The 26,263-nt window shown below is 41.8% G+C and carries 26 protein-coding genes, 1 tRNA gene and 1 riboswitch; of the genes, 13 read left to right on the top strand and 14 right to left on the bottom strand.

Features of this window, described 5'->3' with window-relative positions:
* The first annotated feature begins 191 nt into the window (after positions 1–191).
* Positions 192–1,724, top strand: a complete 1,533-nt coding sequence (locus DEF30_RS10540) for a hypothetical protein (protein ID WP_294099120.1) — start codon at positions 192–194, stop codon at positions 1,722–1,724.
* A gap of 70 nt (positions 1,725–1,794) precedes the next feature.
* Here DEF30_RS10540 and DEF30_RS10535 read toward each other — a convergent pair whose 3' ends face one another.
* Positions 1,795–2,373: an ECF transporter S component gene (locus DEF30_RS10535; RefSeq protein WP_294099119.1), complete on the bottom strand. Its 579-nt coding sequence runs from the start codon at positions 2,371–2,373 to the stop codon at positions 1,795–1,797.
* Between the two features lie 351 nt (positions 2,374–2,724).
* On the opposite strand from DEF30_RS10535, the gene DEF30_RS10530 reads away from it, so the two are divergent.
* The 3 genes from DEF30_RS10530 to DEF30_RS10520 are packed head-to-tail and all read left to right on the top strand — an operon-like array spanning position 2,725 to position 7,688.
* Positions 2,725–4,092, top strand: a complete 1,368-nt coding sequence (locus tag DEF30_RS10530; protein ID WP_294099117.1) for an FAD-dependent oxidoreductase — start codon at positions 2,725–2,727, stop codon at positions 4,090–4,092.
* Positions 4,093–5,502, top strand: a complete 1,410-nt coding sequence (locus tag DEF30_RS10525; RefSeq protein ID WP_294099115.1) for an aldehyde dehydrogenase family protein — start codon at positions 4,093–4,095, stop codon at positions 5,500–5,502. It begins immediately after the preceding gene.
* 56 nt (positions 5,503–5,558) lie between these two features.
* Positions 5,559–7,688 (top strand): ATP-dependent DNA helicase RecQ, encoded by a 2,130-nt coding sequence (locus DEF30_RS10520; protein ID WP_294099113.1) that lies wholly within the window; start codon positions 5,559–5,561, stop codon positions 7,686–7,688.
* A 32-nt stretch (positions 7,689–7,720) separates the two neighbouring features.
* On the opposite strand, the gene DEF30_RS10515 is transcribed toward DEF30_RS10520, so the two are convergent.
* Complete coding sequence (locus DEF30_RS10515; protein WP_294099111.1) at positions 7,721–8,395, bottom strand: winged helix-turn-helix domain-containing protein; 675 nt, start codon at positions 8,393–8,395, stop codon at positions 7,721–7,723.
* A 192-nt stretch (positions 8,396–8,587) separates the two neighbouring features.
* On the opposite strand from DEF30_RS10515, the gene DEF30_RS10510 reads away from it, so the two are divergent.
* Positions 8,588–8,755: a hypothetical protein gene (locus DEF30_RS10510; RefSeq protein WP_294099108.1), complete on the top strand. Its 168-nt coding sequence runs from the start codon at positions 8,588–8,590 to the stop codon at positions 8,753–8,755.
* Between the two features lie 109 nt (positions 8,756–8,864).
* On the opposite strand, the gene DEF30_RS10505 is transcribed toward DEF30_RS10510, so the two are convergent.
* The 5 genes from DEF30_RS10505 to DEF30_RS10485 form a co-directional block, all read right to left on the bottom strand.
* Positions 8,865–9,680 carry an aminotransferase class IV gene (locus tag DEF30_RS10505; RefSeq protein WP_294099106.1) on the bottom strand — a complete coding sequence of 272 codons (816 nt, stop codon included), beginning with the start codon at positions 9,678–9,680 and terminating at the stop codon, positions 8,865–8,867.
* A gap of 3 nt (positions 9,681–9,683) precedes the next feature.
* Positions 9,684–10,316, bottom strand: a complete 633-nt coding sequence (locus DEF30_RS10500; RefSeq protein WP_294099103.1) for an HAD-IB family hydrolase — start codon at positions 10,314–10,316, stop codon at positions 9,684–9,686.
* Positions 10,317–10,384: 68 nt separating this feature from the next.
* Positions 10,385–10,768 carry a DUF1292 domain-containing protein gene (locus tag DEF30_RS10495; protein WP_294099101.1) on the bottom strand — a complete coding sequence of 128 codons (384 nt, stop codon included), beginning with the start codon at positions 10,766–10,768 and terminating at the stop codon, positions 10,385–10,387.
* Between the two features lie 67 nt (positions 10,769–10,835).
* Complete coding sequence (locus DEF30_RS10490) at positions 10,836–12,473, bottom strand: putative manganese-dependent inorganic diphosphatase (protein WP_294099097.1); 1,638 nt, start codon at positions 12,471–12,473, stop codon at positions 10,836–10,838.
* Between the two features lie 98 nt (positions 12,474–12,571).
* Positions 12,572–12,976 carry a hypothetical protein gene (locus tag DEF30_RS10485; RefSeq protein WP_074909101.1) on the bottom strand — a complete coding sequence of 135 codons (405 nt, stop codon included), beginning with the start codon at positions 12,974–12,976 and terminating at the stop codon, positions 12,572–12,574.
* 280 nt (positions 12,977–13,256) lie between these two features.
* On the opposite strand from DEF30_RS10485, the gene deoC reads away from it, so the two are divergent.
* Positions 13,257–13,910 carry a deoxyribose-phosphate aldolase gene (gene deoC / locus DEF30_RS10480; protein ID WP_294099092.1) on the top strand — a complete coding sequence of 218 codons (654 nt, stop codon included), beginning with the start codon at positions 13,257–13,259 and terminating at the stop codon, positions 13,908–13,910.
* A gap of 43 nt (positions 13,911–13,953) precedes the next feature.
* A complete protein-coding gene (locus DEF30_RS10475) occupies positions 13,954–14,286 on the top strand; it encodes a hypothetical protein (RefSeq protein WP_294099090.1) in 333 nt (110 codons plus the stop codon).
* Positions 14,287–14,335: 49 nt separating this feature from the next.
* On the opposite strand, the gene DEF30_RS10470 is transcribed toward DEF30_RS10475, so the two are convergent.
* A complete protein-coding gene (locus DEF30_RS10470) occupies positions 14,336–14,632 on the bottom strand; it encodes a hypothetical protein (RefSeq protein ID WP_294099089.1) in 297 nt (98 codons plus the stop codon).
* Positions 14,633–14,797: 165 nt separating this feature from the next.
* Between DEF30_RS10470 and DEF30_RS10465 the strand changes: the two genes are divergently transcribed.
* From DEF30_RS10465 to DEF30_RS10445, 5 genes are all read left to right on the top strand, one after another.
* Entirely contained in the window at positions 14,798–15,259 is a 462-nt protein-coding gene (locus tag DEF30_RS10465) for a hypothetical protein (RefSeq protein WP_294099087.1), read from the top strand.
* Positions 15,260–15,389: 130 nt separating this feature from the next.
* A complete protein-coding gene (gene raiA / locus DEF30_RS10460) occupies positions 15,390–15,926 on the top strand; it encodes a ribosome-associated translation inhibitor RaiA (protein ID WP_074909118.1) in 537 nt (178 codons plus the stop codon).
* A gap of 271 nt (positions 15,927–16,197) precedes the next feature.
* A complete protein-coding gene (gene secA, locus DEF30_RS10455; RefSeq protein WP_294099083.1) occupies positions 16,198–18,699 on the top strand; it encodes a preprotein translocase subunit SecA in 2,502 nt (833 codons plus the stop codon).
* 72 nt (positions 18,700–18,771) lie between these two features.
* A protein-coding gene (gene prfB, locus DEF30_RS10450; protein ID WP_294099081.1) for a peptide chain release factor 2 occupies positions 18,772–19,891 on the top strand; the annotation gives its coding sequence in 2 pieces (ribosomal slippage) (positions 18,772–18,849 and positions 18,851–19,891; 1,119 coding nt in all).
* Positions 19,892–19,902: 11 nt separating this feature from the next.
* Positions 19,903–22,068, top strand: coding sequence for a Tex family protein (locus tag DEF30_RS10445; RefSeq protein WP_294099080.1), 2,166 nt, complete (start codon positions 19,903–19,905; stop codon positions 22,066–22,068).
* A gap of 47 nt (positions 22,069–22,115) precedes the next feature.
* Here DEF30_RS10445 and DEF30_RS10440 read toward each other — a convergent pair whose 3' ends face one another.
* Positions 22,116–22,409: a hypothetical protein gene (locus tag DEF30_RS10440; protein WP_074909128.1), complete on the bottom strand. Its 294-nt coding sequence runs from the start codon at positions 22,407–22,409 to the stop codon at positions 22,116–22,118.
* A 136-nt stretch (positions 22,410–22,545) separates the two neighbouring features.
* Positions 22,546–22,660: riboswitch (FMN riboswitch) on the top strand.
* 104 nt (positions 22,661–22,764) lie between these two features.
* Between DEF30_RS10440 and DEF30_RS10435 the strand changes: the two genes are divergently transcribed.
* Positions 22,765–23,361: an ECF transporter S component gene (locus tag DEF30_RS10435; protein ID WP_074909131.1), complete on the top strand. Its 597-nt coding sequence runs from the start codon at positions 22,765–22,767 to the stop codon at positions 23,359–23,361.
* Between the two features lie 76 nt (positions 23,362–23,437).
* On the opposite strand, the gene rimI is transcribed toward DEF30_RS10435, so the two are convergent.
* The 5 genes from rimI to DEF30_RS10410 form a co-directional block, all read right to left on the bottom strand.
* Positions 23,438–23,878: a ribosomal protein S18-alanine N-acetyltransferase gene (gene rimI, locus DEF30_RS10430; RefSeq protein ID WP_294099071.1), complete on the bottom strand. Its 441-nt coding sequence runs from the start codon at positions 23,876–23,878 to the stop codon at positions 23,438–23,440.
* Positions 23,878–24,585, bottom strand: coding sequence for a tRNA (adenosine(37)-N6)-threonylcarbamoyltransferase complex dimerization subunit type 1 TsaB (gene tsaB / locus DEF30_RS10425; protein WP_294099069.1), 708 nt, complete (start codon positions 24,583–24,585; stop codon positions 23,878–23,880). The genes rimI and tsaB overlap by 1 nt, the downstream gene beginning before the upstream one ends.
* Positions 24,582–25,043 carry a tRNA (adenosine(37)-N6)-threonylcarbamoyltransferase complex ATPase subunit type 1 TsaE gene (gene tsaE, locus DEF30_RS10420; RefSeq protein ID WP_294099066.1) on the bottom strand — a complete coding sequence of 154 codons (462 nt, stop codon included), beginning with the start codon at positions 25,041–25,043 and terminating at the stop codon, positions 24,582–24,584. The genes tsaB and tsaE overlap by 4 nt, the downstream gene beginning before the upstream one ends.
* Before the next feature lie 121 nt (positions 25,044–25,164).
* The gene (locus DEF30_RS10415; RefSeq protein ID WP_294099063.1) at positions 25,165–25,659 is read right to left on the bottom strand and encodes a GNAT family N-acetyltransferase; all 495 of its coding nucleotides are present in this window, start codon (positions 25,657–25,659) and stop codon (positions 25,165–25,167) included.
* 365 nt (positions 25,660–26,024) lie between these two features.
* A tRNA-Trp gene (locus DEF30_RS10410) sits at positions 26,025–26,098 on the bottom strand.
* Positions 26,099–26,263 lie beyond the last annotated feature (165 nt).

Genomic DNA, 26,263 nt, shown 5'->3' with positions numbered 1-26,263 from the left:
GGAAGTTACTTTTGAATTTAACCCTCAGAACAGAAGACATCGGGGCTTTTACCTGGAAAATCGCATATATTATGATATCCGTGACCGTGGTGTAAAAAGTGTATTAACAATTAATAGGATTACTGAATATTTAGAGTATTGTAGGTATAATTATCTCAAGACTTGAAAATCAAGAGATTGGAGGAACTGGTATGAAATTCGAAATGGATAAAGTAGTAAAAAAGAGTGAGGAACTGATGAAAAAAGGAGAAGATATCGCTAAGGATGTACTTCCTAAGGTAAAAGAAGCTACATCAGAGTGGAAAGAATCTCTAAGCAGCATGATGGATAAAGGTGTGCAGAGCGCCCAAACTATTTTTGACAAGAAAGAGGATCTGAAAACAGAAACTGTTGATTTGATTTCCGACAAAAAGAAAGAGGTGAACTCCATGGTCAGTTCAAAAACAGAGAAAAAAAACACAGGTAAAATTGTGGCTGGAGTAGCGGTCGCTGCAGCGGCGGCAGCGGCTTATGCACTATACAAAAAGAATAAGATCCGCAACGAGAATCTGAAAGAAGAGTATTCAGAAAAACTCACACGGTGGGCTGAGCTGGATCTTTCACAGCTGGATACAGAAACGGATGATTTGAGTACACCAGTAAAGCTTCTTCCGGACAAAATCTATAAAATGGGTACCAATGCAGCTGTAGGAAATCTTGTGGTCAATGTCTCCGCACCATCTGCAGGGGAAACCTTCAATCCGGATGAACCAGGAGAGCCCCTGGCTGACCTGGGACTTAAAAAGGCATTCTTTGATAAAACCGCTGCGGTGAAAGATAAAATCAAAGCGAAGATTGAAGAGGGAAGACTTCAGACGAAGCTTGGCAGCATGGAAGCCAAGGATAAATATGTGGAGATCAAAGACCTTGCTGAAGATAAGATTGATGCCATGAAATCCAAAGTGGATGATACCATAGCACCGAACGTGAAAGAAAAAGCAGAAGAGCTGAAACTGGAAGCAGAAATTAAAGCGGAAGAGCTGAAGGAAGAGTTCTCCGAAAAGAAAGAAGAGGCCAAAAAGAAATTTGAGCACCTGAAAACTCAGATGGCCAAAGGTGCAGACGAACTGGAAGAAAAAGCTGAAGAAACCTTGGACCAGACCGACGGGTTTATGAAAAATGATCTGGCAACGGGCGAGGATGATGAATTCGTTCCTACAGAAGATGAATTTGTGGATGCTCCCTTTGGCGCTCAAGAAGTATTAGACACAGCAAAAGAAGAAGGAGAGGGCTTGAAAGAAAAAGCCAAGCATCTGGCAGAAGCTGCAAAAGAAAAACTGACAGCTGAAAAGCCTCCTGTGGATCTGAAAGATTTGGTGGAATATAAAGTAACCATCCATAATAAAGGAGAAGAAGACTATACCTTCAATCCGATGCAGCTTCAGCTCTATGATCTGATGAAGAGATCTGTCTATCTTGTGCCAAAACATGCAGAAGGCACTACTCTTGGAAGAGTCGTGGTGAAACCAGGTGAAACCTATACCGGAAAGCTTTTTGTAAAGAAAAACATGGGCAAAAAGCAGGGCATTCTCTTCTTTGACGACCTTAGCCTTTCCCATTCTGTACTCTTCCTTGGTGAGGGTGAAGAAACTGTGGAAGTGGATACAGATCTGGTACTGGATGAGGACTACCTCTATGCAGATGAAGAAGTACTGGAAGAGCACGTGGAGTACAAGAGGCTCTAGACTTCCAATCTAAACTGTACTGAAAAGGAAAGGAGATGGGGTGAATCCCATCTCCTTTTAAACGTAGAATTTATTTTTTTATTTTATGATAGGCTGCTACCACTGGTACTACGATCATAGCCGATACAATCGCCTCCGGAATCCCATTTGTTCCTGCAATACCCAGCAGGGCTGCTGTTGCAGCAGATTCAGAAATACCAAGGGCTGAAGCATACCGTGACAGATAGAACAGATAAGCCAGACCTAAAACACCAACCGTATTGGTCAAAGTTCCCAGCAAAGCTGATACGGCAACACCGCTTTTTCTATTCTTCAGCATTCTGTACACATAACCGGATACAACGCCAATCATAATTCTGACACCCACTGAAATAATCGGGTTCCAAAAAATGAAATTTGTTGGGGTTGGGGTCATAAATGCACGTATCATACTGGATACACCGAAGATCCCTCCAACAAAAGCACCGACCAGAGGCCCTTCAATGATGGCTCCTATGATGACCGGAATATGCATGATCGTTGGATTGATGGGGGGAATTGGGATAAATCCCAAAGGGGTCACTGACAGGAAAATCGATATTCCTGAAAGCAGGCCGATGATGGCAAGCTGTCTTGCCTGAAATCGTGTGGCTGATCTTTGTTTTTGCATGTTGTTTCCTCCGTTCTTATTCCTATGATGGGATATAATTCGGAACCGTTGTGGTTTTTGAATTAAGTTCAGTTTTCAAAATGAAATACTGACTAAGAGTATTTTAACATGTTCTCCTTAAAAGTAAACAGAGAACTTCCGTTTAAGAGCCTGTGAGAATAATTGTTAAAATAATGTTCAACCAAATTGAGTCAGAATGTACTAATATAGAAGAAAGGGTATCGAAAGGGTTCACAAAAACATAGGTGGGTATAACCCTCCGTGAAATGAATTTCAAAAACAATGACTGTACGAAAGGTGGTGCAAAGAGTATTCTTCCTCCCTATAAGAAGGAAGATGTCTCTCTATTCTATGAATATCGTAATTATTGGCGGGGTGGCTACAGGCCTAACCGCGGCTTACAGCATCAGAAAAAACCTGCCTTCTTCAAAGATCACAATCCTGGAGAGAGGCGAAGATATTTCCTACGGCGCTTGTGGATTTCCGTACTATATTGAAGGACTCATTGAAAAAGAAGAAAAGCTCATTGCCAAAAATGCAGCTGAAGTTCTTCAAGATGGGTTTGATTTGAAGCTTCGACATGAAGTCATAGATGTGGACTTTGACCGGAAGGAAGTTACTGTCCGAAATCTTTCTCTACAAGAGAACCTGACACTTCCCTATGACAAGCTCGTGATTGCAACGGGAGCAAATGCGAAGCAGCTGCCCTTTTTCCGTGGGATGAAAGGTGTCTTTCCACTGAACACTTTAGAAGATGCCAACCATATCAAAAAGTACATAGAAGAAGCAAAACCAGAAAAAGCAGTAATCATCGGCGGTGGAAATAAAGGTATTGAACTTCTGGAGACCCTGACCCTGCTTGCTGTAGATACCCAGGTAGTAGAGTTTCTGCCAAGAATTCTGAACCGGTATGATGAGGAGTTTTCGGATCTTCTTTTGAAAGAACTGAGGGGGGAGGGACATAAGATTCATACCCGTGAAGAAGTTACTGGGGCAGAAGCAAATGAGAAAGGATTTGTGAAAGCTGTTATCACGGATCAGAGAACCTATGACGCGGAACTTGTCATTGAAAGCATTGGTCTTACTCCTAATACAGCTTTTCTCAAGGGGAAAGGTCTTCACATGGAAAAAGGCGCAATTGTAACAGACCGCTACGGAAGAACCTCCATCGGAGATGTCTACGCAGGAGGAGACTGTGCGCTGATCTATGACCATATGAGTGGCGAGAACACATATCTTCCATTGGGAACCAATGCAAATAAGATGGGCCGTCTCATCGGTCTTTCCATTGCTGGAAAAGAACCTAGCTTTAAAGGTGTCCAAGGAAGTGCCATGCTGAAAGTCTTTGAATTTGAAATGGCCATGACCGGACTGACCGATCAGCGGGCTGGAGAACTCGGGCTTCCCTTTGACAGCGTAATGGTCAGAACAAGAAATAAATCCGGATATTATCCAGGAGGCACAGAGTTCTTCGTAAAGATCACTTATGACCGCAATTCAGGCAAAATACTGGGGGGACAGGTCTTTGGCAGAGAGGGCAGCGCACTACGGATCCAGGCTCTTGTAGCCTCTGTATATGCAGGTCTCACTGTACAGGATCTGGAATATATGGATTTTGGATATATTCCTCCGCTGAACAGCGTTTGGGACTCACTTAATATAGCAGGCAGAAAGGCTTCGGAAAAGATAGAAAACAGCAGAAGAGGAGCAACACATTAGATGAAATCAGAAGGATACAAGGAATGGACAAAATCAGAAGTGGAGACACTTCTGGCGGAAATGAAACATATTTATGGGAAAGGTGTTTTGAAAAATCTGACCTATCGGAAAAGACTCCTGCAAAGACTGAAACATGTCATCAGGAAATACGAAAAAGAGATTGAGACAGCTCTTTATAGCGACTTGGGAAAATCCTCCACAGAAGCCTTTCTCACTGAAATTGGAATATTATATTCCAGTATCGATCATATGATGAACAATCTAGAGTCCTATGCGAAAGCCAGAAAGGCAAAAAAACATGTGGCCACCATTTTTTCAGACGGTTACATCTATCGGGAGCCCTATGGAGTTGTGCTGATCATCTCTGCCTTTAACTATCCATTCCAGCTGCTGATGGAGCCTCTCATTGGAGCCATCGCTGCTGGAAATGTAGCTGTTGTAAAACCATCTGAACAGGCTGTTTACACAGAAGAACTACTGGAGAAAATCATCCGGGAAGCATTCCCTAGTGGAATCGTCCGTGTCGTAACGGGCTCCAAAGAAACAGTAACGAACCTCACCACATCAGATTTTGACTATATTTTCTTCACGGGAAGCACTTCCACAGGAAAAGCTATTATGGAAAATGCAGCCAAGAATCTGACTCCGGTGACTCTTGAGCTGGGTGGCAAGAGTCCCGCTCTTGTCATGAAGCGCGCTGACGTCAAAAATGCAGCCAAAAAAATTGTATTCGGTAAATTTATCAATGCAGGCCAGACCTGTATCGCACCAGACTATGTTCTGGTGCACAAAGAGGTGCTGAAACCTTTTCTCCTGGAAGTCAGAAAGACCCTGTTGAAGTTTTATGGGGAGGATCCACAAAAGTCAAAGGACTATTCCCGTATCATTAATAAACATGCTTTAAAGCGTCTCCAGGAGATTCTATCAAAAGATCAGGACTATATCATTCTGGGCGGGAAAACCGATACACTGGAAAACTATATGGAACCCACAGTACTTCTTCATGACAGCATGTCCATGGAGGCCATGAAAGAGGAAATCTTTGGGCCAATACTCCCCATCATCGTCTACGAGGATATCAATGAAGCATTGGAGAGCATAAAACCTCTGGGTAAACCTCTGGCTTTCTATCTCTTCACAGAGGATAAGCCACTGGCGGAAAAGATTCTGGAACGCATGTCCTTTGGTGGAGGATGCATCAATGATGTTTTATTCCACATCGCCACTCCTCATCTTCCTTTTGGTGGTGTTGGTCCATCGGGTATGGGGAACTATCACGGAAAATACTCCTTCTATACGTTCACACATAAAAAGGCTGTGCTGAAATCCAGCAGCCGCCTCAGTATGAGTATCAATGAGCCTCCTATGACCGGCTACAAAGAAAAAATCATCAGAATGCTTCTGAAATAGTCATTAAAAGCTGTGTGGCTCCACACAGCTTTTGCTATAATGGAAAGTGAATAACTTTGGAAGGAGGTGCGATTTCCATTACACCACAAGAAGCACTGAATAAATATTTCGCATTGCCCTCATATAAAAAAGAACAGCTGATACTGATCCAAGAGATTTTATCCGGTAAGGATGTGCTGGGGGTGCTTCCCACGGGATACGGAAAATCTCTATGTTATCAGATTCCGGCTCTTCTCTTCAAGCGGCCTACTGTAGTGATTTCTCCTTTGATCTCTCTTATGAAGGATCAGGTGGATGCTCTAGAGGATCGAGGCATTGCTGCAACCTATATCAATTCCTCCTTATCCTTGGAAGAGTCCAATGAACGAAAACGGAACATCCGAAAAGGAAAATACAAACTGATTTATGTCTCTCCAGAGTCGTTGAAGTTAAAGAGATTTACCGATCTTTTACGGGATATCCAGCCAGCTCAGGTGGCGGTGGATGAAGCCCACTGCATCAGCGTCTGGGGACATGATTTCAGGCCTTCCTATCTGGACATCCATCAGTTTATAGAAACATTGCACCCTCGGCCTGTGCTGACGGCATTCACCGCCACAGCCACAGCGATGGTCCAAAATGACATTCTGTACCTGCTGAAGTTAAAAAGTCCAGTTACAGTGATGGGTGATCTGAATCGTGAAAATCTCTACTTTGAAGTCATCTCCATGGAACATGAACAGCAGGATCTTCTTCGGGAGATTGAGAAAAGACCTCTAGAACAGGGGATCATTTACTGTCAGAGAAGAAAAGAAACAGAAGCTGTAGAATCATATCTCCGTCATAGGGGATATAAAACAGGTCTATATCATGGGGGTATGGATGATGAAGACCGGAAATCTGTACAAGAGGCTTTCTCCTATGACAGAATTCAGATTGTTGTAGCAACCAATGCCTTTGGTATGGGTATTGATAAATCCAACGTCCGTTATGTCATTCATCTTGGCATCCCCAAAAATATTGAATCTTATTACCAGGAAGCCGGCCGTGCGGGACGAGATCAAGGGTTCAGCGAGTGCATTCTTCTCTACCGCCCAAAGGATTATTACCGTCAGTCACAGCTCATTGCCTCCTCCGCAAGATCAGAAGACCGGAAGATCATCGAACTTGAAAAACTTAAATGGATGAATGAGTACGGAAAAACCACCCAATGTCTTCGAAGTTTTATTCTGAATTACTTTAAAGGAAAAGGGACAGCTTCGAAAACAACGTACTGTGGCAACTGCTCTTCCTGTGTAAAGCTTGGTAAAATAGATCTTTCAGATTTCAACAGGAAGATCATGTTGGCAATTCATCATTTAGACTATGATATGAATCCAGATTCCATCAGGCAGTTTCTTCTTGGTGAGTCAAACCCACAGATGAAAGATGATGTATCACAGCTTTCTTATTATGGCATATTGAGACACTTCAGCACCGACGATTTTACTGCGTACTGGAATCTGTTCCTAAAAGAAGGCTATCTGTCGAAGGGAGCGCTGACAGAGAGGGGACAGGAGCTCATGAAGGAAATGGAGCTTTATCCTCTAGAATCAGCCAGACAGGACCGTATAGGGTACCAGGAAGAACTGTTTAAAAGGCTGAAAGATTTGAGAAAAGAGCTGTCCAGAAACATCGGCATTGCACCTTATATTATTTTTCATGATGAGAATCTGAAAGACATTGTACGGAAAATGCCGCTCAATCTAGAGGAATTCTCCGAGGTTCGAGGCGTAGGGAGAGTGAAAACAGCAAAATATGGGCATTTCTTTTTGGAAGAAATCCATAAGTTCGTCAAAGAACATGCGCTGACCACGGATCTTTTGAAATCTCCTGAGGAATTTGAAGGAGAACAGCTTTTTAAAGAATACGATACATTCTATCTCTATCAGAAGGGTGCTTCCATTGAGGAGATTGCAAGCCTTTTATCCATCGTGCCTGGAACCGTGGTAGACAGGCTTCTCAAAGAACATAAGGCTGGGAAGGAAGTAAGGCTGGATGATCTTTTTAAAAAGGAGCTGGAAGAAGAGATCCTTTCCACCATCAGAGACTTGAAGACCGATAAACTACGTCCAATACGAGATGCGCTGCTTCAGAAAGGTCATCAGGTTGAATACACAGATCTGAAAGTTGTTTTCTACAAACACTTTGCAATTTATAAAAAATAAGAAGGAGTGTGCAGTTTTGCTGCACACTCCTTCTAAAAGGATAAGAAAGAAGAGATTCCGTTCAGGTCCATCTGGTAGCCTTTGCCCCATATGGTTTTAATAAGACACCTGTATTTACCGAGTTTTCTTCGGAGTGATTTGATATGGGTATCAATGGTTCTGGAATCTCCCAGAAAATTATATCCCCATACAGCTTTTATCAGTTCATCCCTGGTCAGTGTTGTCTTCTCATGAAGCCTTAAAAATAGAAATAAATCAAACTCCAATGGTGTCAGCGGCAAAACCTCATGCTGAACACTGATGGTTCTTTCCCTATAATTCAAGACCAAGTCCTCACAGATACAGCCGTTATCCATTTCTTCCGCGAAATTCAGTATTCTGTCCACCAGAGTTCTGTCCATGGATTTCACTTTCATCGGAAAATACTTCTTCAGAAGCAAATCCTTATGATGAAAATCCATAGGTGTCAAATTACTGAGTACTAAAAAGAACTTTATGCTATGCTGCTTTTCAATCAGCAGATCAATTTCCTTCTGATACCTCTTGTATATTGAAGAGGGGAGTATCATCAAATCAAGTGGTTTGTTCCAAGCTTCTATGAAGTCTTCCTGCGACTCTGGAAGAATCACATGAAGCTGCTGATTCGCGGATGCCACCTCATGTAACATAGCTCTGTCTTCCATTCCTGCAATGAGTATAGTATGCATCTGTTTCACCTCATAGGGAATCTTACCACGAAGTTTTGAAGTAGATTTAAAGAAATTAAACTAAAAGAGCGAATTAAGATTTTTTTAAAGACTCGTGACCTCGCCAGTTCAAAAGCTTTTCTTCATGTTATATTCAAATTGTGGTATACTATAAAGGAAATATGCGAACAACAAGAAGGAGGTTGAGCAACAATGAAAGTATGCAAAGCGCTTGTGATTTCGATTCTTTCCATGGCAGCAGGAGCATTGATCTACAAGACCGTAACCGACCATAAAAATGAGATTGACTCATTTGTCAATGAGTATGGGGAGTTCATTGAAGACGATTTGTTGGAACCTGAACTGCTGGTAGAAGAATAAAAAGTAAAACGACGGATTTTGGATCCGTCGTTTTTTATTTTGATTTTCTGAATAATTCTATTGAAACATTAAATATATTAAACTTAATTCAAAATATGCTAGGAGTAGACTACAGATGACTAGTAATATAATCCTGTATTCTATCATTATAAGCATTCAAAAGTTTTAGGACCATAGGGTGTGAAGTGGAGGAAAGTTCCTTTTCATCTATTTTTGAAATGGGCAGTATTTTGGGTGAGGTGCCACTGATAAAAGCTGCCTCCATCCAGGAAAGATCTGACAGTGTTACAGGTTCCTCTTTTACAGGGAGAGAGAGCTCCTCAGCAATCTGTAAAATTCTCTTCCGAGTCACCCCGCCCAGCACATCCTTCAGAGGTGGTGTAAAGAGAGTCCCGTCCAGAACAAAAAACACATTGGACTTGGATCCTTCTGTGATCTCTCCATCTCTATTCACAAGTAGCGCTTCATAAATCTGGTGCTCCTCGATGAAGGAGGTTACTTTCTCTTTGTAGGACAGTCGCACAACTTTGGCATTGGGATTGCTTCTTTCAAGGAAAATCGTCTTTGTTCGGATGCCTTCCGCATAAAGGAATGCGTCAGGATAGCTGTGGGGAATGAAATACAGATAAAGGGCAGGTATCTTTTCACCATTCACCACCAGTTTGATGTTGCCTTTTGTAAAGTCATTCTTATGACAAAGATCTTCCATCAGCCTTTTGATTTCTAACTGACTGAATGTGTAGGGCATATTTAACAGATTTATCGATGCTTCCATTCTTTCCAAATGCTCTTCAAGAAACAAGGGGACTCCCTGAATGATCCGGATCACCTCATATACATTGTCTTTTTCGAGCACATAGTGAAATTCATCAGCTTTTATAAATTCATGATTTTTCAATGCAAAAGCACCACGTATATTCTCCATATCTTACCTCCAATAAAGCACAGGATATTTAGGATTTTTCTTTTTGCAGTTGATGAGATAGGGTTTCCCCACAAGCTTCAAAAGGGGATCATCACTTAGGGAATCTGAGAACATATAAGATTCTTTCCATTCAATCTGATGCTCAGGGATCATTTCATAAAGTCTTCTCACTTTTTCTATCCCTTTATTATTTTCTCCGATCATTTTTCCCGTGAAGTGTCCATCTTTCACTTCGAATCTTGTGCCCATAACATAATCCGCATCAAACATATCCTTCAGTTTCAGAATGTAGAATTCAGGTGATGCTGAGGTCAATACGATGGTATATCCCTTTTCTTTCAGTTCCTGAACTTTAATAAGTCCATCCTCATAGAGGAAGCCTCTTAGAGATTCTTCAAGAAACCCCTCCACCAGTGTTTCCAGTTCTTCCTTAGAGGTATTCTTCAAGAAAGTCAGAAACATTTCTTTCGTTGCCTTTTCTTTCTGAACACCCACCTTGAACAGGAAACCACTGAGAATCGCCTTTGGAAGATGCAAAAGAAGGGCGGGGTTTTTCTTTGTCAGATAGGCATAAAAAGCGATAAGTGTCTCTTTTCCCGTCAATGTAAAATCCACATCAAAAAGTGCCAGTTTCATAGAATTCCTCCTAACAGTAAAACCTTGAGAATCTCTTCCCAAGGTTTTCTTCAGTTTGTTCAGTTATCTTACTGAAGCGGCTCTTCATCCTCTTCAGCTTCTACCATTTCTGCGTAAGCCTCTGATACCTTGTTGAACTCTTCTTCATCCAGGAACACCAGATCACCTTCTTCGCCTTCCACGCGAAGAGGAGTTACTGTTTCATCCTGATTCATAACAAGTACATAGACATTGCCATCCAGTTCGAACTCATCCACGATTGGATGATCTTCCGTGGTGCCGTCTTCGTTTTCAAAAGTAACTACTGGGGTGTGATGGTGTTCGTGGTCATGATCATGACCTCCACAGCAGGAACCGTGGTCATGATTGTGGTCATGGCCTCCACAGCATTCCTTGTCTTCGTGGTCATGTCCACCGCAGCAGCTTCCGTTTTCATCGTGTATATGTGTCATAGATTTCCTCCAAAAAATTAATAATCAGCTTATTCTATCATAAAAACTTAAAAATACCTATAGGGAACTACCGGTTGATGACAGAAGAAATGGGTGGTATAACCTGCTTCTTTCTGGACAGGATCCCTGGGATATATACAGAGTTTTCTTTCATGTTTACGCCAAAAGCCTTGTTGATAATATCCTTCTGCTTTCCAACAACAATCAGTTCTGAACCTTCCTTGTAGATATCTGTTACAATCAGCACTTGAAGGCTGAAACCAAAATCACTGGTCATTTCTTCCATAGCTTCTATGATATCACCTTTGAGATCATTCAGTGACTCAGCATCCATGGTATATACCTGAGAAACACCGATCCGACTGCTGTCGTAAGTAAAGATTTTAAAGTCCTGCTTCAGAATCTCCTCCGGGGTCTTTCCAGCCAGCGAAGTACCATACTTAAACATCTCCAGCGCAAATTCCTCGACGTCAATATCTGCAATCTGAGCCAGTCTTTCCAAGGTCAACTTATCCACGTTGGTGGAAGTAGGGGACTTAAAAAGCAGTGTGTCAGAGATGATTGCTCCAGCAAGAAGGCCTGCGGTCTTCTTGGAAGGTCTGATGCCATTTTCAAAAAAGATATTGGCAACGATGGTTGAGGTGCTTCCTACGGGTTCATTACGGAAGAAAATAGGAGAGGTGGTCGCCACGTCTGCCACCCGATGATGATCGATGATTTCAAGTATTTCAGCCTCATTAAGACCTTCCACGGACTGGCCTTTTTCATTATGGTCCACTAGAATCACTTTCTTCTTTTTGCCAGAAATAAGATGATATCGGCTGATGGTACCAATGACTTTACTTTCTTCATTGACCACAGGATAACTTCTGAACCTAGTCTCTGCCATGGTGTTTCTGATGTCTCCGATGTAGTCATCAGAAGAGAAGTATATGATGTCCTCACGGCTCATCACATAGCTTACGGGAACCGCCTGAGTGATGAGTCTTGAAGTGGTGTATGTGTCATATGGTGTGGATAAAATGGTTACTCTATTCTCACTCGCTTGTTCGATAAGAGATTCTTCCACTTCGCCGGAACCAGTGACAATGATCAGGGACACTCTTTTCTGTATGGCGACTTCCAAAGATTCTCTACGGTTTCCTGTAATGACGATGTCGCCTTCTTCCAGAGTCCTCTGCACATCTTCAGGAGAAGCTGATAAAGCGAATATTTTACCATAATAATGCTTTCTGTCTTTATCCAGATGAATAATCTGTCCGGTCAGGGTATCCAGAAGATTGTTTACGGTGACCTTGGATTTTCCAAGAATCATATTATCCCAAACATCCATATAGCTTTCCGTGACATTGGAAACAGAAACTACGCCATTTAGCGTCTCATTCTCATCTACCACTGGAAGACTTTTGATATTGTTCATCCGCATTATGTTCCATGCCATCTTCAACGTGATGTCTGATGATATGGGTGCAATTTTATCAATGTTCAGGTCACTGACCTGCAGTCTTACATTCTCAATGTATTGTGGTGGTTCTACGCCAAAATAGGCTAGAATAAAATAGGTTTCTCTGTTGATGTCTCCAAGTCGTACAGGAACATACTGGAAATTGCCAGTTTTATTCTTAAATTCCGCATAGGCAAGTGCCGCACAGATGGAATCAGAATCTGGATTTCTGTGACCTGTGATATAAACGATATCTTTCATGGTAACCTCCTGATGGATTGTATTTTATGTAAAAAGATGCTCTACAGCACAGAGTAGAAAAGAAGTCTGCAACAGCAATTGTAGCAGACTTTAAAACCTTATTTTCTTTTATACTGTACCTGTTTCTTAGGCATTGGTGCATCAATCTTGAATAGGTCCTTTCTGGTTGTCACGTTACGGATATTTTTGATTTCCAGAACCTCACTGTTCTCAGATCCTTTTTTACCCTTCAGGGCTTGAATCAGAATCACATGACCTTGTGATACGTTGATAAAGTCCGGTTTCTTGAACCATCTTTTCGCTTTGTAAACACTTCTCACAACATTCTTAGAACCGTCTGGCTTGATGATGATGGTTGCAGTTAAGACATTAAACAGCCAAAGGTATTTTTTCTCTTCCACTTTCACAGACAGAACACTTCCATAGGCCTGTGTAATTCTGTCTCCATATTTCTTCATATAATTGTCCGCATAGTACTTTTGTAATTTATCTCTAAACCCCATTGTTAAACTCCTTTATCCTATGATTGCTACACTATATTATAACATAAACCCTAAAAAAGTATACGGGAAATTCCTTGTGTTTTCAAGGAATTATCCGAATGTTCCTGAGCACGAGAAGTTATCTGTGTTTGAGAGCCGTATACACCTAATGCTCTGTCTTCGAACTTACAGTTCTTTCTCCGATTCATAGATCTGCCCAGTTATTTTGTACAAGGAGACTAGGAGGAAGAAGGGATTCTGTGATAAAATAAGTGTGATTAGAACTAGGAGGTTATTTACTATGGATAAACTGACATTGGCAAAGCATATTGACCATACATTATTGAAACCGGAAGGTACTGAAGCAGAGCTCATCAAGCTTTGTGAGGAAGCTAAAGAATACAAGTTTTTCAGTGTATGTGTCAATCCATGCAACATTGAAAAAGCGAAGGAACTGTTGAAAGACTCTGACACAAAAATCTGTACTGTGGTTGGATTCCCCCTGGGTCAGATGACCACAGAAGCCAAAAGCTTTGAGACAAAGGAAGCCGTGTTTTTAGGTGCGGAAGAAGTGGATATGGTCATCAATATTGGAAAACTGAAAGATAAGGATTATGACTATGTTCTCGAAGATATTCGTGCAGTGGTCCTTGCAGCTGGTGGAGTACTGACCAAAGTAATCATTGAAAGCTGTTTGCTTACCGACGAGGAGAAAGTGAAAGCATGCGAACTTGCCAAGGCAGCCGGTGCTGATTACGTAAAGACCTCTACAGGATTCTCAAAATCAGGTGCCACTAAGGAAGATATCGCTCTGATGAGAAAAACTGTAGGTCCAGAAATGGGCGTGAAAGCATCAGGAGGCATCAGAACTCTGGAAGATGCCATGGCCATGATTGAAAATGGAGCTTCCAGATTGGGCCTTTCAGCAAGTGTTTCTATTGTGAATTCTCTATAAGCACACCTTGTCACTTCTGAAGTCTTGGAGAAGGAGAATGCATATGTATCGTGACATAATAGATGGAGACCAATTAAAAAAACTTCTGCCAGATCTTCCAGAAGACTTATCAAATGGGAAATTGGAAATTTTTATAAGACCCTATTCTGATGAAAGCAAAAAATTAGAAGAGGTTCTGCAAAAAATCAAAAAGCAGGTAAATCGTTCTGCCTTTCTGGGCAAAGAAAAAGAAGTTTTCTTTTTTGAAGCAGATGATGTTCCGGAGGATCTCCGAAAACCGCTGACATCGAAGCTCAAAGAGCTTGGATACAGCGCAGATATCAAAGAGGGAGCTCGTGGCACAGTTATTCTGACCATCCACTGGAAGAACACATAAAAAACCAGAGTTCTGGCTTACATCAGCCGGAACTCTGGTTTTTTTCAACTTATGATCGGGTTCGTTTATCTGGAAGTTTTCTAAAAATAAGATTCCCCACAAGGTTTCCAAAAACTACTGCAGCCAACATAAAGACAAACAGCAGATAGGCCAGTGGCATAAAGCCTTCCAAGTTTCCAAAATACGTCTGATATAAAAGATAAGGAATCAGAAGAAGACTGAGGAGCGTTGGAAGAAAACGAACCCATTTGTTTTTTGTAAAAATAGAACTGACAAAGCTGTAGATTCCTCCGGCAAGAAACAGGAGAATAAGAAGAAATAAGAGTCTTAGGGTTCCCGTATCCATATTAAAGGCTCCTTTCATGTTTGATTTGAATGATTCTAATTATATCAAAATGTAGTTTGACACGCAAAATAATGGTAAACTATTAATACATTATTCAGATATTGTCTAAATCCTCGTTGTCTTTATCCGCTACAATAAGAAAAAGGATGGAAGGAGTTTTTGCTGATGATAGACCGAGAAATGCAAAAAATGGAAGGACGCTGGTTCCTCCAGTATTCTGGGTGTCCTTTATGGAAGAAGGGAAGCATCGATACCATCTCCTTTGACTTTGAACTGATGCACAAAGGAGAGGATCTGGTTCTGAAGGAACAGGTTGAATACCGAAAAAACGGTAAAATGAAAGTAAAAAAAGGATTTGAGATTCCTGACGAAAAAAACAGAACCTTCCGTTGGCGTGGTGTGGGCATGAACAGACTGTTCAGAAACACTTCCAAAGTCCTCTACAACGCAGAAGGGATTCTCGTCATGTGGTTTGAAAAAACAGTATCCACACCAGAGTCCATAGACATTCTTACCCGGAAAAAGCATCTGACTGCACAGGAAAGCGGATATATTTTCCGTATTCTGGAAACCATCGAAGATGCACGTAAATTTATCCCTAATCTAGAATCTGTGAATATCTTGTAATTATGTTGGATTATTCACAATTGCAATTGATTGAAAATTTCGTCAAAGAGCGTAAAAAGCTTGATAAAATGCGGTTTTTCGATTAAAATATAAGTAACATCAAACAGTAATCAACAAGGGGGCCAAATGTATGAAGACTTACATTTATGCAAGAAACATCACATTAACAGATGGATTAAAGGAGGCCGTAGAAAACAAACTGAACAGGCTAGACAAGTACTTCAATCAGCCTGTGGAGGCTAGAGCTACTCTTAGTGTCACTAAGATGGATCAAACCTTTGAAGTGACCATCCCCTTCGGAAATGTACTGCTGAGAGCTGAAGAATCAAGTGATGACATGTACAAATCCATTGATCTGGTGCAGGATAAGCTGGAAAGACAGATCAGAAAATATAAGACAAAAATTGAGAGAAAGGCTGGAGACACTTCCGTCAGATTCAATGAAACTGCCTTTACAAGAGCAGAAGAAAAAGAGGAAGAGGATGCACCAAAGATTGTAAGAACAAAAAAAATATCCATGAAGCCTATGTCTAAAGAAGAAGCTGTGCTTCAAATGGAACTTCTTGGCCACAACTTCTATGTATTTGAAGATGAAGATGGAGAAACCAGTGTGGTCTACAAGAGAAAGGATGGAAATTACGGGCTTCTTGAAAGAGAAGAGGAATAAAAACAATATAGGAATTTGGAATGGAGCACGAAAGTGCTCCATTTTTAAGTGTCTTTGAATGAAAAATAGTTCATTCCGTGTTAATGTATGTTTAATGTTTGCGTTGTAAACTAAATAGGATGAAAATTAGGCCGATCCTAATATATTGATATATTTTGTGGATAAGTGCTATAATATTATTTGTGCCATTCTATCTTTTCAGTAAATTGAAAAGCTCAGGTCTGGTGAAGCATTAATCGAGTCATTGAAATATGAATGTGGAGTTGAAAAAATGGGATTATTTGATAAGGTTTTTGGAACCTATAGTGAAAGGGAAGTAAAACGGATCCTGCCAATTGTGGATCAGGTGGAAGCCCTGGATGAAGAGTTTCAAAAACTCACCGACGAAGAATTAAGAGGGAAAACGGAAGAATTCAAAAAAAGACTGGCCAACGGAGAAACACTGGATGATATTCTTCCTGAAGCTTTTGCTACCGTGCGCGAGGCGTCTTACAGAGTGCTCAACATGAAGCATTTCCGTGTCCAGATCATAGGTGGACTTATTCTCCACCAAGGACGAATCGCGGAAATGAAAACTGGTGAAGGTAAGACTCTGGTAGCAACACTACCTTCCTATCTCAACGCATTGTCCGGAAACGGTGTCCATGTGGTTACCGTCAACGATTATCTGGCCTCCAGAGATAGGGACTGGATGGGACAGGTCTATGAGTTTCTAGGACTCACCTGTGGCGTAATTCTGCATGGCCTGACCAACGAGCAGAGAAAAGAAGCCTATGCTTCAGACATCACCTATGGAACCAACAATGAGTTTGGTTTTGATTATCTGAGAGACAACATGGTGGTCTATAAAGAAAGACGCGTGCAACGTGAACTGAATTTTGCCATTGTCGACGAAGTGGACTCCATTCTCATCGACGAAGCAAGAACACCTCTGATCATTTCTGGCCAGGGAGATAAATCTACAGAATTCTATAAAGTGGCAGATTTCTTTGTGAAGCGTCTCAAAAAAGAAGAACACTTCACTGTCGATGAGAAAGCAAAGTCCGTAGTGCTCACTGAGGAAGGTATTAAGGAGGCCGAGTCTGTTTTCCATCTGGAAAACTATGCAGAGCCTAAAAATATGGAACTTCAGCATCATGTGACTCAGGCTTTAAAAGCCAACTATCTATTTAAAGTAGATAAGGATTACATGGTGAAGGACGGAGAAGTTGTTATTGTCGATGAATTCACCGGACGTCTCATGGAAGGACGACGATACTCTGATGGTCTCCATCAGGCCATTGAAGCCAAAGAAGGCGTTAAAGTGGAGAGAGAGTCCAAAACACTTGCCACCATCACTTATCAGAACTACTTCAGAATGTACAAAAAGCTTTCCGGTATGACCGGTACAGCACAGACAGAGGAGAACGAGTTCAGACATACCTATGGTCTTGACGTTGTGGTCATTCCAACCAATAAGGAAATCCGCAGAATGGATCAGCCTGACCTTATTTATAGAACGGTCCAGGCAAAATATAAAGCCGTCGTTCAGGAAATCAAAGAAGCTTACAGCCGTAGACAGCCTGTGCTCGTTGGAACAACTTCCATCGAGAAGTCAGAATATCTCTCTGCGCTTCTTAAAAAGAACGGTGTACCTCATGAAGTGCTGAATGCAAAGTATCATGAGAAGGAAGCTGAAATCGTAGCCCGCGCAGGTGAGCCTGGGTCTATCACCATTGCCACCAATATGGCCGGTAGAGGTACTGACATCAAACTGGGCGAAGGCGTGGTGGATCTAGGTGGTCTGAAGATCATTGGTACAGAGCGGCATGAGTCCAGACGTATCGACAACCAGCTTAGGGGACGTTCCGGACGTCAGGGAGATCCTGGTGAGTCCAGATTCTACCTGTCCCTGGAAGATGATCTCATGAGAATCTTCGGATCAGAAAAACTCTTCGGTATGATAGACAACATCGGTCTTGGTGAAGATGCTATTGAATCTAAAATGGTGACAAAATCCATCGAAAACGCACAGAAGAAAGTCGAAGGAAATAACTTCGACACTAGAAAAACTCTTCTTGGCTACGATGATGTCATGAATATGCAAAGAGAAGTCATCTATGGTCAGCGTCAGATGGTGCTGGAGGGCAAGGACCTTAAAGAGAATGTCCGTGCAATGCTCCAGAATGTGGTTTCCACAGCAGTAGATCTTCATTTATCCAATGGTATGGACAAAGAAGAAGCGCTAAAGAACCTCATCACCTATATGGAAGATGCATTTGTTCCACACAACAGCATCACTGTAGACCAGCTGCGTGACATGAAGAACAATGAGATCGAAGAAATGCTCTATGATATCGGTGTATCCATCCATGAGTCAAAAGAATCTGAAATCGGTGAGCAGATCCGTGAGATTGAACGCGTGATCCTCTTGAAGGTGGTAGACACCAAGTGGATGGAACATATCAACAATATGGATCATCTGAAACGTGGTATCGGATTAAGAGCATACAAGCAGCAGGATCCTGTTCAGGCTTATCAGTTTGAAGGTTCTGAGATGTTTGACGAAATGATTCGTTCCATCAACTTTGATACCATCAAATACATCTTAAAAATCACAGTACGTAAGGAAGAGCCCATCGAACGCGAACAGGTAGCGAAGGAAACTTCCACCAATCAGGATAATACATTGAAAAAACAGCCTGTTAAAAAGGATACACGAGTAGGAAGAAATTCTCCTTGTCCTTGTGGAAGCGGTAAAAAATACAAGAACTGTCATGGTCTTGGCCAATAAAAGCTGTAAATAGACTTGGGCAACCAAGTCTATTTTAAAGTCAAAAATAAAAGATGCGAAGGAGTGAGATCTATGTTGCCAAAAATACAGGAAGCGGTAACGGAACTGAAGAGTTTCAAAGAATCACTGGAAGAAATCCGGGTGTCTCTTTGACATCGATGCACTGTCCAGACGTCGAGAAGAACTGATTTTTAAAATGCAGGAAGGTTCTTTCTGGAACAATCTGGAAGAAGCCAAACAAGTGACACAAGAAGAGAAATCCATAGAATCTACGATCAAAGAATATTCAGAGCTTCGCTCCAGAGTGGAGGATGCTTTGGATATGGTGGAACTCACCGATGAAGACGAAGAAATGCAGACCCTCTTCCTGGGAGAAGTAAAAGATTTGAAAAAAGGCGTAGAAGCCATGCATCTGAAAGTTCTTCTATCCGGTGAATACGACAACAACGATGTAATTCTGACTTTGAAAAGCGGCGTGGGAGGTACCGACGCACAGGATTGGACTTCCATGCTGCTTCGTATGTATACCCGATGGGCAGAAAAGAAAGGATTTTCGGTGGAACTTCTTTCTCTCCAGGATGGAGATGAAGCTGGCATCAGAGACGCTTCTCTCAAGATCACCGGTCCTTATGCCTATGGCTATCTGAAAGCGGAAAAAGGAATCCACAGACTGGTTCGAATCTCTCCATTCAACGCCTCCGGCAAAAGGCAGACAAGTTTTGCCTCTGTAGAAGCGGTGCCTCTTCTCAAAGATGACAGTGAAGTGGTGATTAAAGATGATGAACTTAGAATTGACACCTACAGAAGTACCGGTGCTGGAGGACAGCATGTAAACACCACGGATTCTGCTGTTCGAATCACGCACCTCCCCACAGGAATTGTCGTCACCTGCCAAAATGAAAGAAGCCAGATTCAGAACAAAGAAACAGCCATGAAAATGCTGAAGGCAAAACTGGTAGAGCTGAAAGAAAGATTCCACAAAGAAAAAATAGAAGATATTACAGGTGAAATGAAAGATATGGGCTGGGGAAGCCAGATCCGAAGCTATGTTTTCAATCCTTATAATCTGGTGAAGGACCACAGAACACTGGAAGAGGACGCCAATGTGGATGCTGTGATGGACGGGGACCTGGACAGGTTCATCAGCGCCTATCTCAAGAGTATGAGTAACGGAAGCCTTCGGGCAGAGTAGGAGTAAGTAGAATGGATATAATAGAAAAAATTGCACGAGAGCTGAGTATCCGAAAGGATCAGGTGGAGGGAACTGTAAAACTTCTCGATGAAGGCGCAACCATTCCCTTTATCGCAAGATACAGAAAAGAAGCCACAGGCTCCTTGGAGGATCATATGATCCGTTCTGTTTCAGAACGACTGGAATACTTGAGAGGGCTTCTTCAGAAAAAAGAAGATATCAAGAGGCTTCTGACAGAGCAGGGACAGCTCACAGAAGAGCTGGAAAAAGAGATTGAAAAGGCAGAAACAGTCACAAGACTTGACGACATCTACCTGCCGTTCCGCCCAAAGAAGAGGACAAGGGGCACCATCGCCCGGGAAAAGGGGCTCTCCCCATTGGCGGACTATATCCGTTCCGGCGGGGAAAACCCAAAGAAAAAAGCTGCTGAATTTGTCACAGAAGACGTAGAAACAGCAGAAGAGGCACTGAAGTACGCCCTGGATATTCTCGCTGAAGAGTTCTCTGAGGATGCGGATCTGAAAGGACAGCTGCGCAGCATCGTTGTGAGATCCGCCGAAATAAAAACCAGCGGAGATCAGGAAAATACGCCCTATGAGATGTATTATGACCATAAGGAGCCTGCGCTTCGCATGCCCAGTCACCGTACACTTGCGATCAACCGTGGCGAAAAAGAAGGTATTCTGAAAGTCAGTATCACTGTCGATGAAGTTCGAGCCCTGCAGGCGATGACCGCACGCTATATCACGAAGAATCCGGACTGCAACGGACTGCTGAAGGATGCTTCTGAAGACTCCTTCAAAAGACTGATCCTGCCCTCACTGGAAAGGGAACTCCGCAATACCCTGACCGAAAGAGCAGAAGATTCCTCGATCATCGTTTTTAAAGAGAATCTGAAATCCCTCTTGCTTCAGCCTCCGGTAAAAGGATACAGTGTCCTGGGGTTTGATCCAGGATTCAGAACCGGCTGTAAAGTGGCTGTTCTGGATGACACCGGAAAGTATCTGGACCATGCGACGGTATACCCCACAGTACCCAGAAAAGATATTGAGGGCACAAAAAACGTGCTGAAAAGGCTTATCCGGAAATATAATGTTAAGATCATCTCCTTAGGAAACGGAACAGCTTCTCGAGAGTCTGAGCTGGTTTTAATGGAACTGATAGAAGAGCTGAAAAAGGAGAATATCGATGTTTCCTATGTCATCACCAATGAAGCTGGTGCATCTGTGTACAGCGCATCCAAGCTGGCGGGGGATGAGTATCCAGATCTGGATGTCACCATCAGAGGTGCAATCTCCATTGCAAGAAGACTGCAGGATCCTTTGGCAGAATTGGTGAAGATTGATCCAAAATCCATTGGTGTCGGTCAGTACCAACACGATATTGGGAAGAAAAAGCTGGATTCTTCACTCATGGGCGTCGTAGAAGATACAGTAAATGCAGTTGGAGTAGACCTCAATGTGGCAACTCCATCTCTTCTGGCCTATGTGGCAGGCATCAATAAAACCATCGCTGAGAATATTGTTGCCTATCGGGATGAATCTGGGAAATTCTCTTCCCGAAAAGAACTGAAAAAAGTGAAAAGACTTGGAGATAAAGCTTTTGAGCAATGTGCAGGATTTTTGAGAATCCGTGAAGGCAAGGATTTCCTTGATAACACTGGTGTACATCCAGAGTCCTACAGCGCAGCTTATACAATCTTAGAAACCCTTGGGTACAATAAGAAGAAATTAAGCGAAGAAGGACTTCTGGATATTGAAGAAAGGGCCAAGGTTTTCGGACTTTCCAAGCTTTGCGAGATTTCCTCCTTGGGAGAGCCTACTGTAAAGGATATTCTGAAAGAGCTGAAAAAACCAGGTAGAGATCCTAGAGAAGATTTACCAAAACCAGTCTTCAGAAAAGGGGTCATGGATCTGAAAGATCTGGAGGAAGGCATGATCCTAACTGGAGTCGTTCGAAATGTGGCTGAATTCGGAGCCTTCATTGACATCGGTGTTCATCAGGATGGGTTGGTCCATAAAAGTGAACTGTCCGACCGGTACGTCAGAAACCCATTGGAATTCGTGCGTTCTGGAGATGTCGTAGAAGTGAAGGTGCTTTCAGTGGATAAAAAAAGAAGCAGAATCAGTCTGACCATGAAGGGTCTCAATAAAGATCAAAAAAACTTGAAGCAGTGATAAAACAAAATGGACACAGAGCCTCTGTGTCCATTTTGTTTCTCTATCTAGTTGTGAAGAAAATACTGTTCCAGGACGGACAATATCTTTTTAAATTCATGCTGATCAATGTTTCCAAGCTTTCCTCGGAAACTGTTGAGGTAGTGGTATAACGATAGAGATTCATACTCCATATGATGATTTTTCAGATAGGAGATGGTTTTTCGGAGCCACTTTGTCAGCTCATCATATGTGGTAGAATAAAGGGAATCCTTATAAATCCCAAAGGGATAGGAGAGGGTAAAAGTCTTTTCGAGTTCATACGCTTCCTGTAAAAGTTCATGGGTTACTTGGACATTCATTTCATATTCCACCTTTGATCGAAAAAATTGACAGATGAATTGATGATTTATTGCTAAATTACCATTTCATTATACCACAGGTTGGTTCCTATTGACACTTTTCTAACAACGTGGTATTCTCATATTGTAAATTAAATAGCATCTTCAGGGCGGGGTGTAAGTCCCCACCGGTGGTATAGCCCACGAACCGCAAGGTTGATTCGGTGTAACTCCGAAGCCGACAGTTAAAGTCTGGATGGAAGAAGAATGATTGTTTTTGCGTTCACGCCTTGATTTCTATATTTATATGGAATCAAGGCTTTTTTACGTAAACAATCTTCTGGAGGTTGCAAATAATCTTTAGGAGGGTTTACACATGGTAAACGTATCAAAAAAAACCAACATCGTTGTCAAAGCTGCACTTCTTATGACGCTGGGATTCATCCTCACTTATTTCGAGTTTCCTGTACTTCCTGCTTTTCCTTGGCTTAAAGTAGACTTATCTGCTGTTCCTGTACTTTTGGCAGGATTCGCCTTTGGTCCTCTGGTGGGTGTTGGTGTCGAAATACTGAAAAATGTCCTTGTTATCGTCATTCAGGGAAGCACCACCGGCGGTGTAGGACAGCTGGCTAACATCATTGTTGTTGGTTCTTATGTATTCTTCGCATCCTTAGTTTTCAAGAAGATGAAGACAAGAAAAGGAGCAATCCTTGGCGCTTTCTTAGGATCTGTCCTTATGATTCCTTTGGCCATGCTTGCGAATTATTTTATCCTCATTCCAATGTTTTTCCCAGGTGGTATGGAACCTGAAGCATTCCGTTCCTATATGTTTTATGGAATCCCAGCCTTCAATTTCATTAAGGGTGCCATCATCTCTGGTGTAGGTATTCTCTTCTATGATAGGGTAGCTTCTCTGATCAACCGTGAAGCAATCTTCCAGGAAAGGTACAAGAAGCTTCATAAAGCAAGTTAATACAATATATAAGCCTCTCTGCAGTTTGCAGAGAGGCTTTCACATTTTATATAATACTATCTCTTGTAATCCGCCATCAGATTTGAAGATTCATCACAAGAGCGTCTTCTCCATTGATGTAATAACGTTCTCTTTTTGTGAGCGTAATAAAGCCAAAGGATTTATATAGTTTCTGAGCTGGAAGATTCGACACCCTCACTTCGAGAAACACATTCTGTATGCCCTTCGCTTTCAGCTGCCGGATCAGTTCACTCAGCACTGTTTTTCCGATGCCAAGCCTCTGATGCTTGTTTTTCACAGCGATATTTATAATATCCGCATCTTCGAATGTATACCAGCACTGAACATATCCCACAACCTCATCCCCAAGCAGCGCCACAAGATTCAGCGCATGGGGATTCACAATCTCTCTTATCAGTTCTTCTTTCGCCCAGGGGAGGGGGAATGCTTCTTTCGAAATCTCATAGACCTCATCCACATGGCTGGGCTCAAATTCTTTGATGATAATTCTTTCCATTAAAGGAGCCTTCCTTGTTTTTTCTCATACTCGTATTCAGCTTGGCTTTTTCTCATATACAGTGGCACCAAAGAGTAAATATCCTCTTTCTCCTCATTCTCAATTCTTTCACGAAGAAGATAGGGGAGGGTGGACGCTTTCGGAATGTTCAGGTTCTGAGGGGCAAGGATAATATTGTTTCTTGACTGAAGCTCCTCAGCGGATATTTTGGATAAAATATCTCCCATGATCATGATTTCTCTTGATTCATTGGAAACTTTTTCCATGACTTCATCCAGCGTTAATATCGCAGGCTCCATTAGGGTCACAAGCTTACCTTGGATAAACGTGTAGATTCCAGTATAATAGCCATTTCTCAATGCATCAACCATAGGGATTATCAGTCCCTGATACCCGAATGCTCCATATGCCAAAACCGCCAGAGAATCCGATGCATAGATAGGAATATCTAAAGCCAATGCCATGCCCTTCGCAGCCGCTAGGCCGATTCTAAGCCCGGTAAAAGAACCAGGGCCTACAGATACGGTTATGGCAGAAAGCTCAGCTGGAGCCATGTTGAGCTTCTCTAAAAGCTCTTCCACCAGAGGCATCAGAAGAACCGAATGCTGCAAATTGAAATTAATGCTGATTTCCCCTAAAGTTTCGTAATCTCTTACCACTGCTGCTGTACAGTTGCTGGAAGATGTATCGATACTTAAAATATTCATATAAGCACCTCCAAAAACGGATAGGCTTTGCCGACTTCATGAAAGGTAATCTTTCTTTCATCCTCCACATCTGTTTTCTCTATCTTCACCTGAAGGAACTGATCCGGCAATATGGATTCAATGAGGTCTGCCCATTCGATCAGAGCAACGCCATTTCCATATACATATTCTTCAAATCCAACCTGAAGCACTTCATCCGGGTCATGCACACGATACACATCAAAGTGATACAGCGGCACTCTTCCTGAATGATACTCATTGACTATGGTGAAAGTGGGGGATGTGATGTTCTCTTTGACTCCTAATCCTTCTGCCAGACCTTTGGCAAAATGTGTTTTCCCAGTTCCTAAATCTCCTGTCAGACAGACCGTGGTTCCTTTTTCCAAACTTTCTCCCAGCTTTCGTCCCAGTTCCATGGTTTCTTTCACAGAGGATGATTTTTTGATAAATGTACTCATCTTCTCACCTTGTTTCCTATTCTAATTTACATCTCTACATTATAACGCAGGAAAAGAAACTTGAAAAGAAAAACAGCCTACCAGCGAGAACTAAGAAATCTCACCGGTAAGCTAAACCTCTTTAAGCCGCTTTCTTCAGAAAAGTATCAAAATCCATGCTGAGCAGATACAGATCTTGCTTTACCATATCTCCTTCAAATCCGAAATGTTCAAAGAGAGATAGCGAGCGCTTATTGAGTTGTTTGATCTTTGCATTTACTTTTTTTGTGCGAAGTGAAAAGAATGCTTCACAGAGTGCTTTCTTTAATGCTGATTTTCCGTAGCCTTTACCCCAAAGTTCTTTTTCGCCGATGGTTATGACGATTTCATGCCCATTGGGTTTGGGAATGAAGGTCACATAGCCAATGGATTCATCTTGTAGACAAATCAGGTAAAATAGACCTTTCTGGTTAAAAACCTGGTTATACAGAGGCATTCTTGATGTTTCCACCAATGAGCGAATCTGCCTGCTCATTTGGGTATCCTCATTAAGGTGTGCGATGATATCCTGATCTTCCAGCCAATCAGCGATTTTCAAAGCATCCTCCATAAAAATATCCTGTCTTAAGCTAATCATAGAAAACTCCTTTAATTCTCAATCATTTTAGTGCCATATATTGGCTCAGAACCCATCTATGTATTTTAGTATGAGTCACATCCAAAATCAAAGCCGTATTCCATGTCTTTTTGAAGATACTGGAGTTTACCTATGTTTTCCTGTGTTTATCTCATTTTATATGAACTTTTCACCGATTTATGATATGTAACTAACATAAACATAAATAAAACAGAATATATTAAGATTTTTATAGAATAACCCCAATATATTCTGTAATCCTTAATATTACAGGTGTTTTTTTCAGGAAAACAAAAAAGGAGATCCTTAAGAATCTCCGTAAAAAAAGAAAACAGCCTAGTACATCGTACTAGACCGATTCATCATGGCAGGGGTACTAGGATTCGAACCTAGATTTACGGTTTTGGAGACCGTTGCTCTGCCATTGAACTATACCCCTAAACCTTATAGCGCCTCAAACAGGCTACATTGGTTATTCTAACACCCTTAGAATAAGATGTCAACAACTTGTTCACAATTTCTTGAATCATTTCTTGAATCCTTAATTTTAAAACTAACTTCCGGTTGGAAGAAAGAAAAATAATGAAGTGGAAGTTAGTCTTGT

Origin of the sequence: Proteiniclasticum sp., from assembly GCF_003514505.1 — a bacterium.
Lineage (GTDB): Bacteria > Bacillota > Clostridia > Clostridiales > Clostridiaceae > Proteiniclasticum.
The sequence above is the reverse complement of the archived record's forward strand: the minus strand, read 5'-3'. Positions and strand labels throughout refer to the sequence as shown.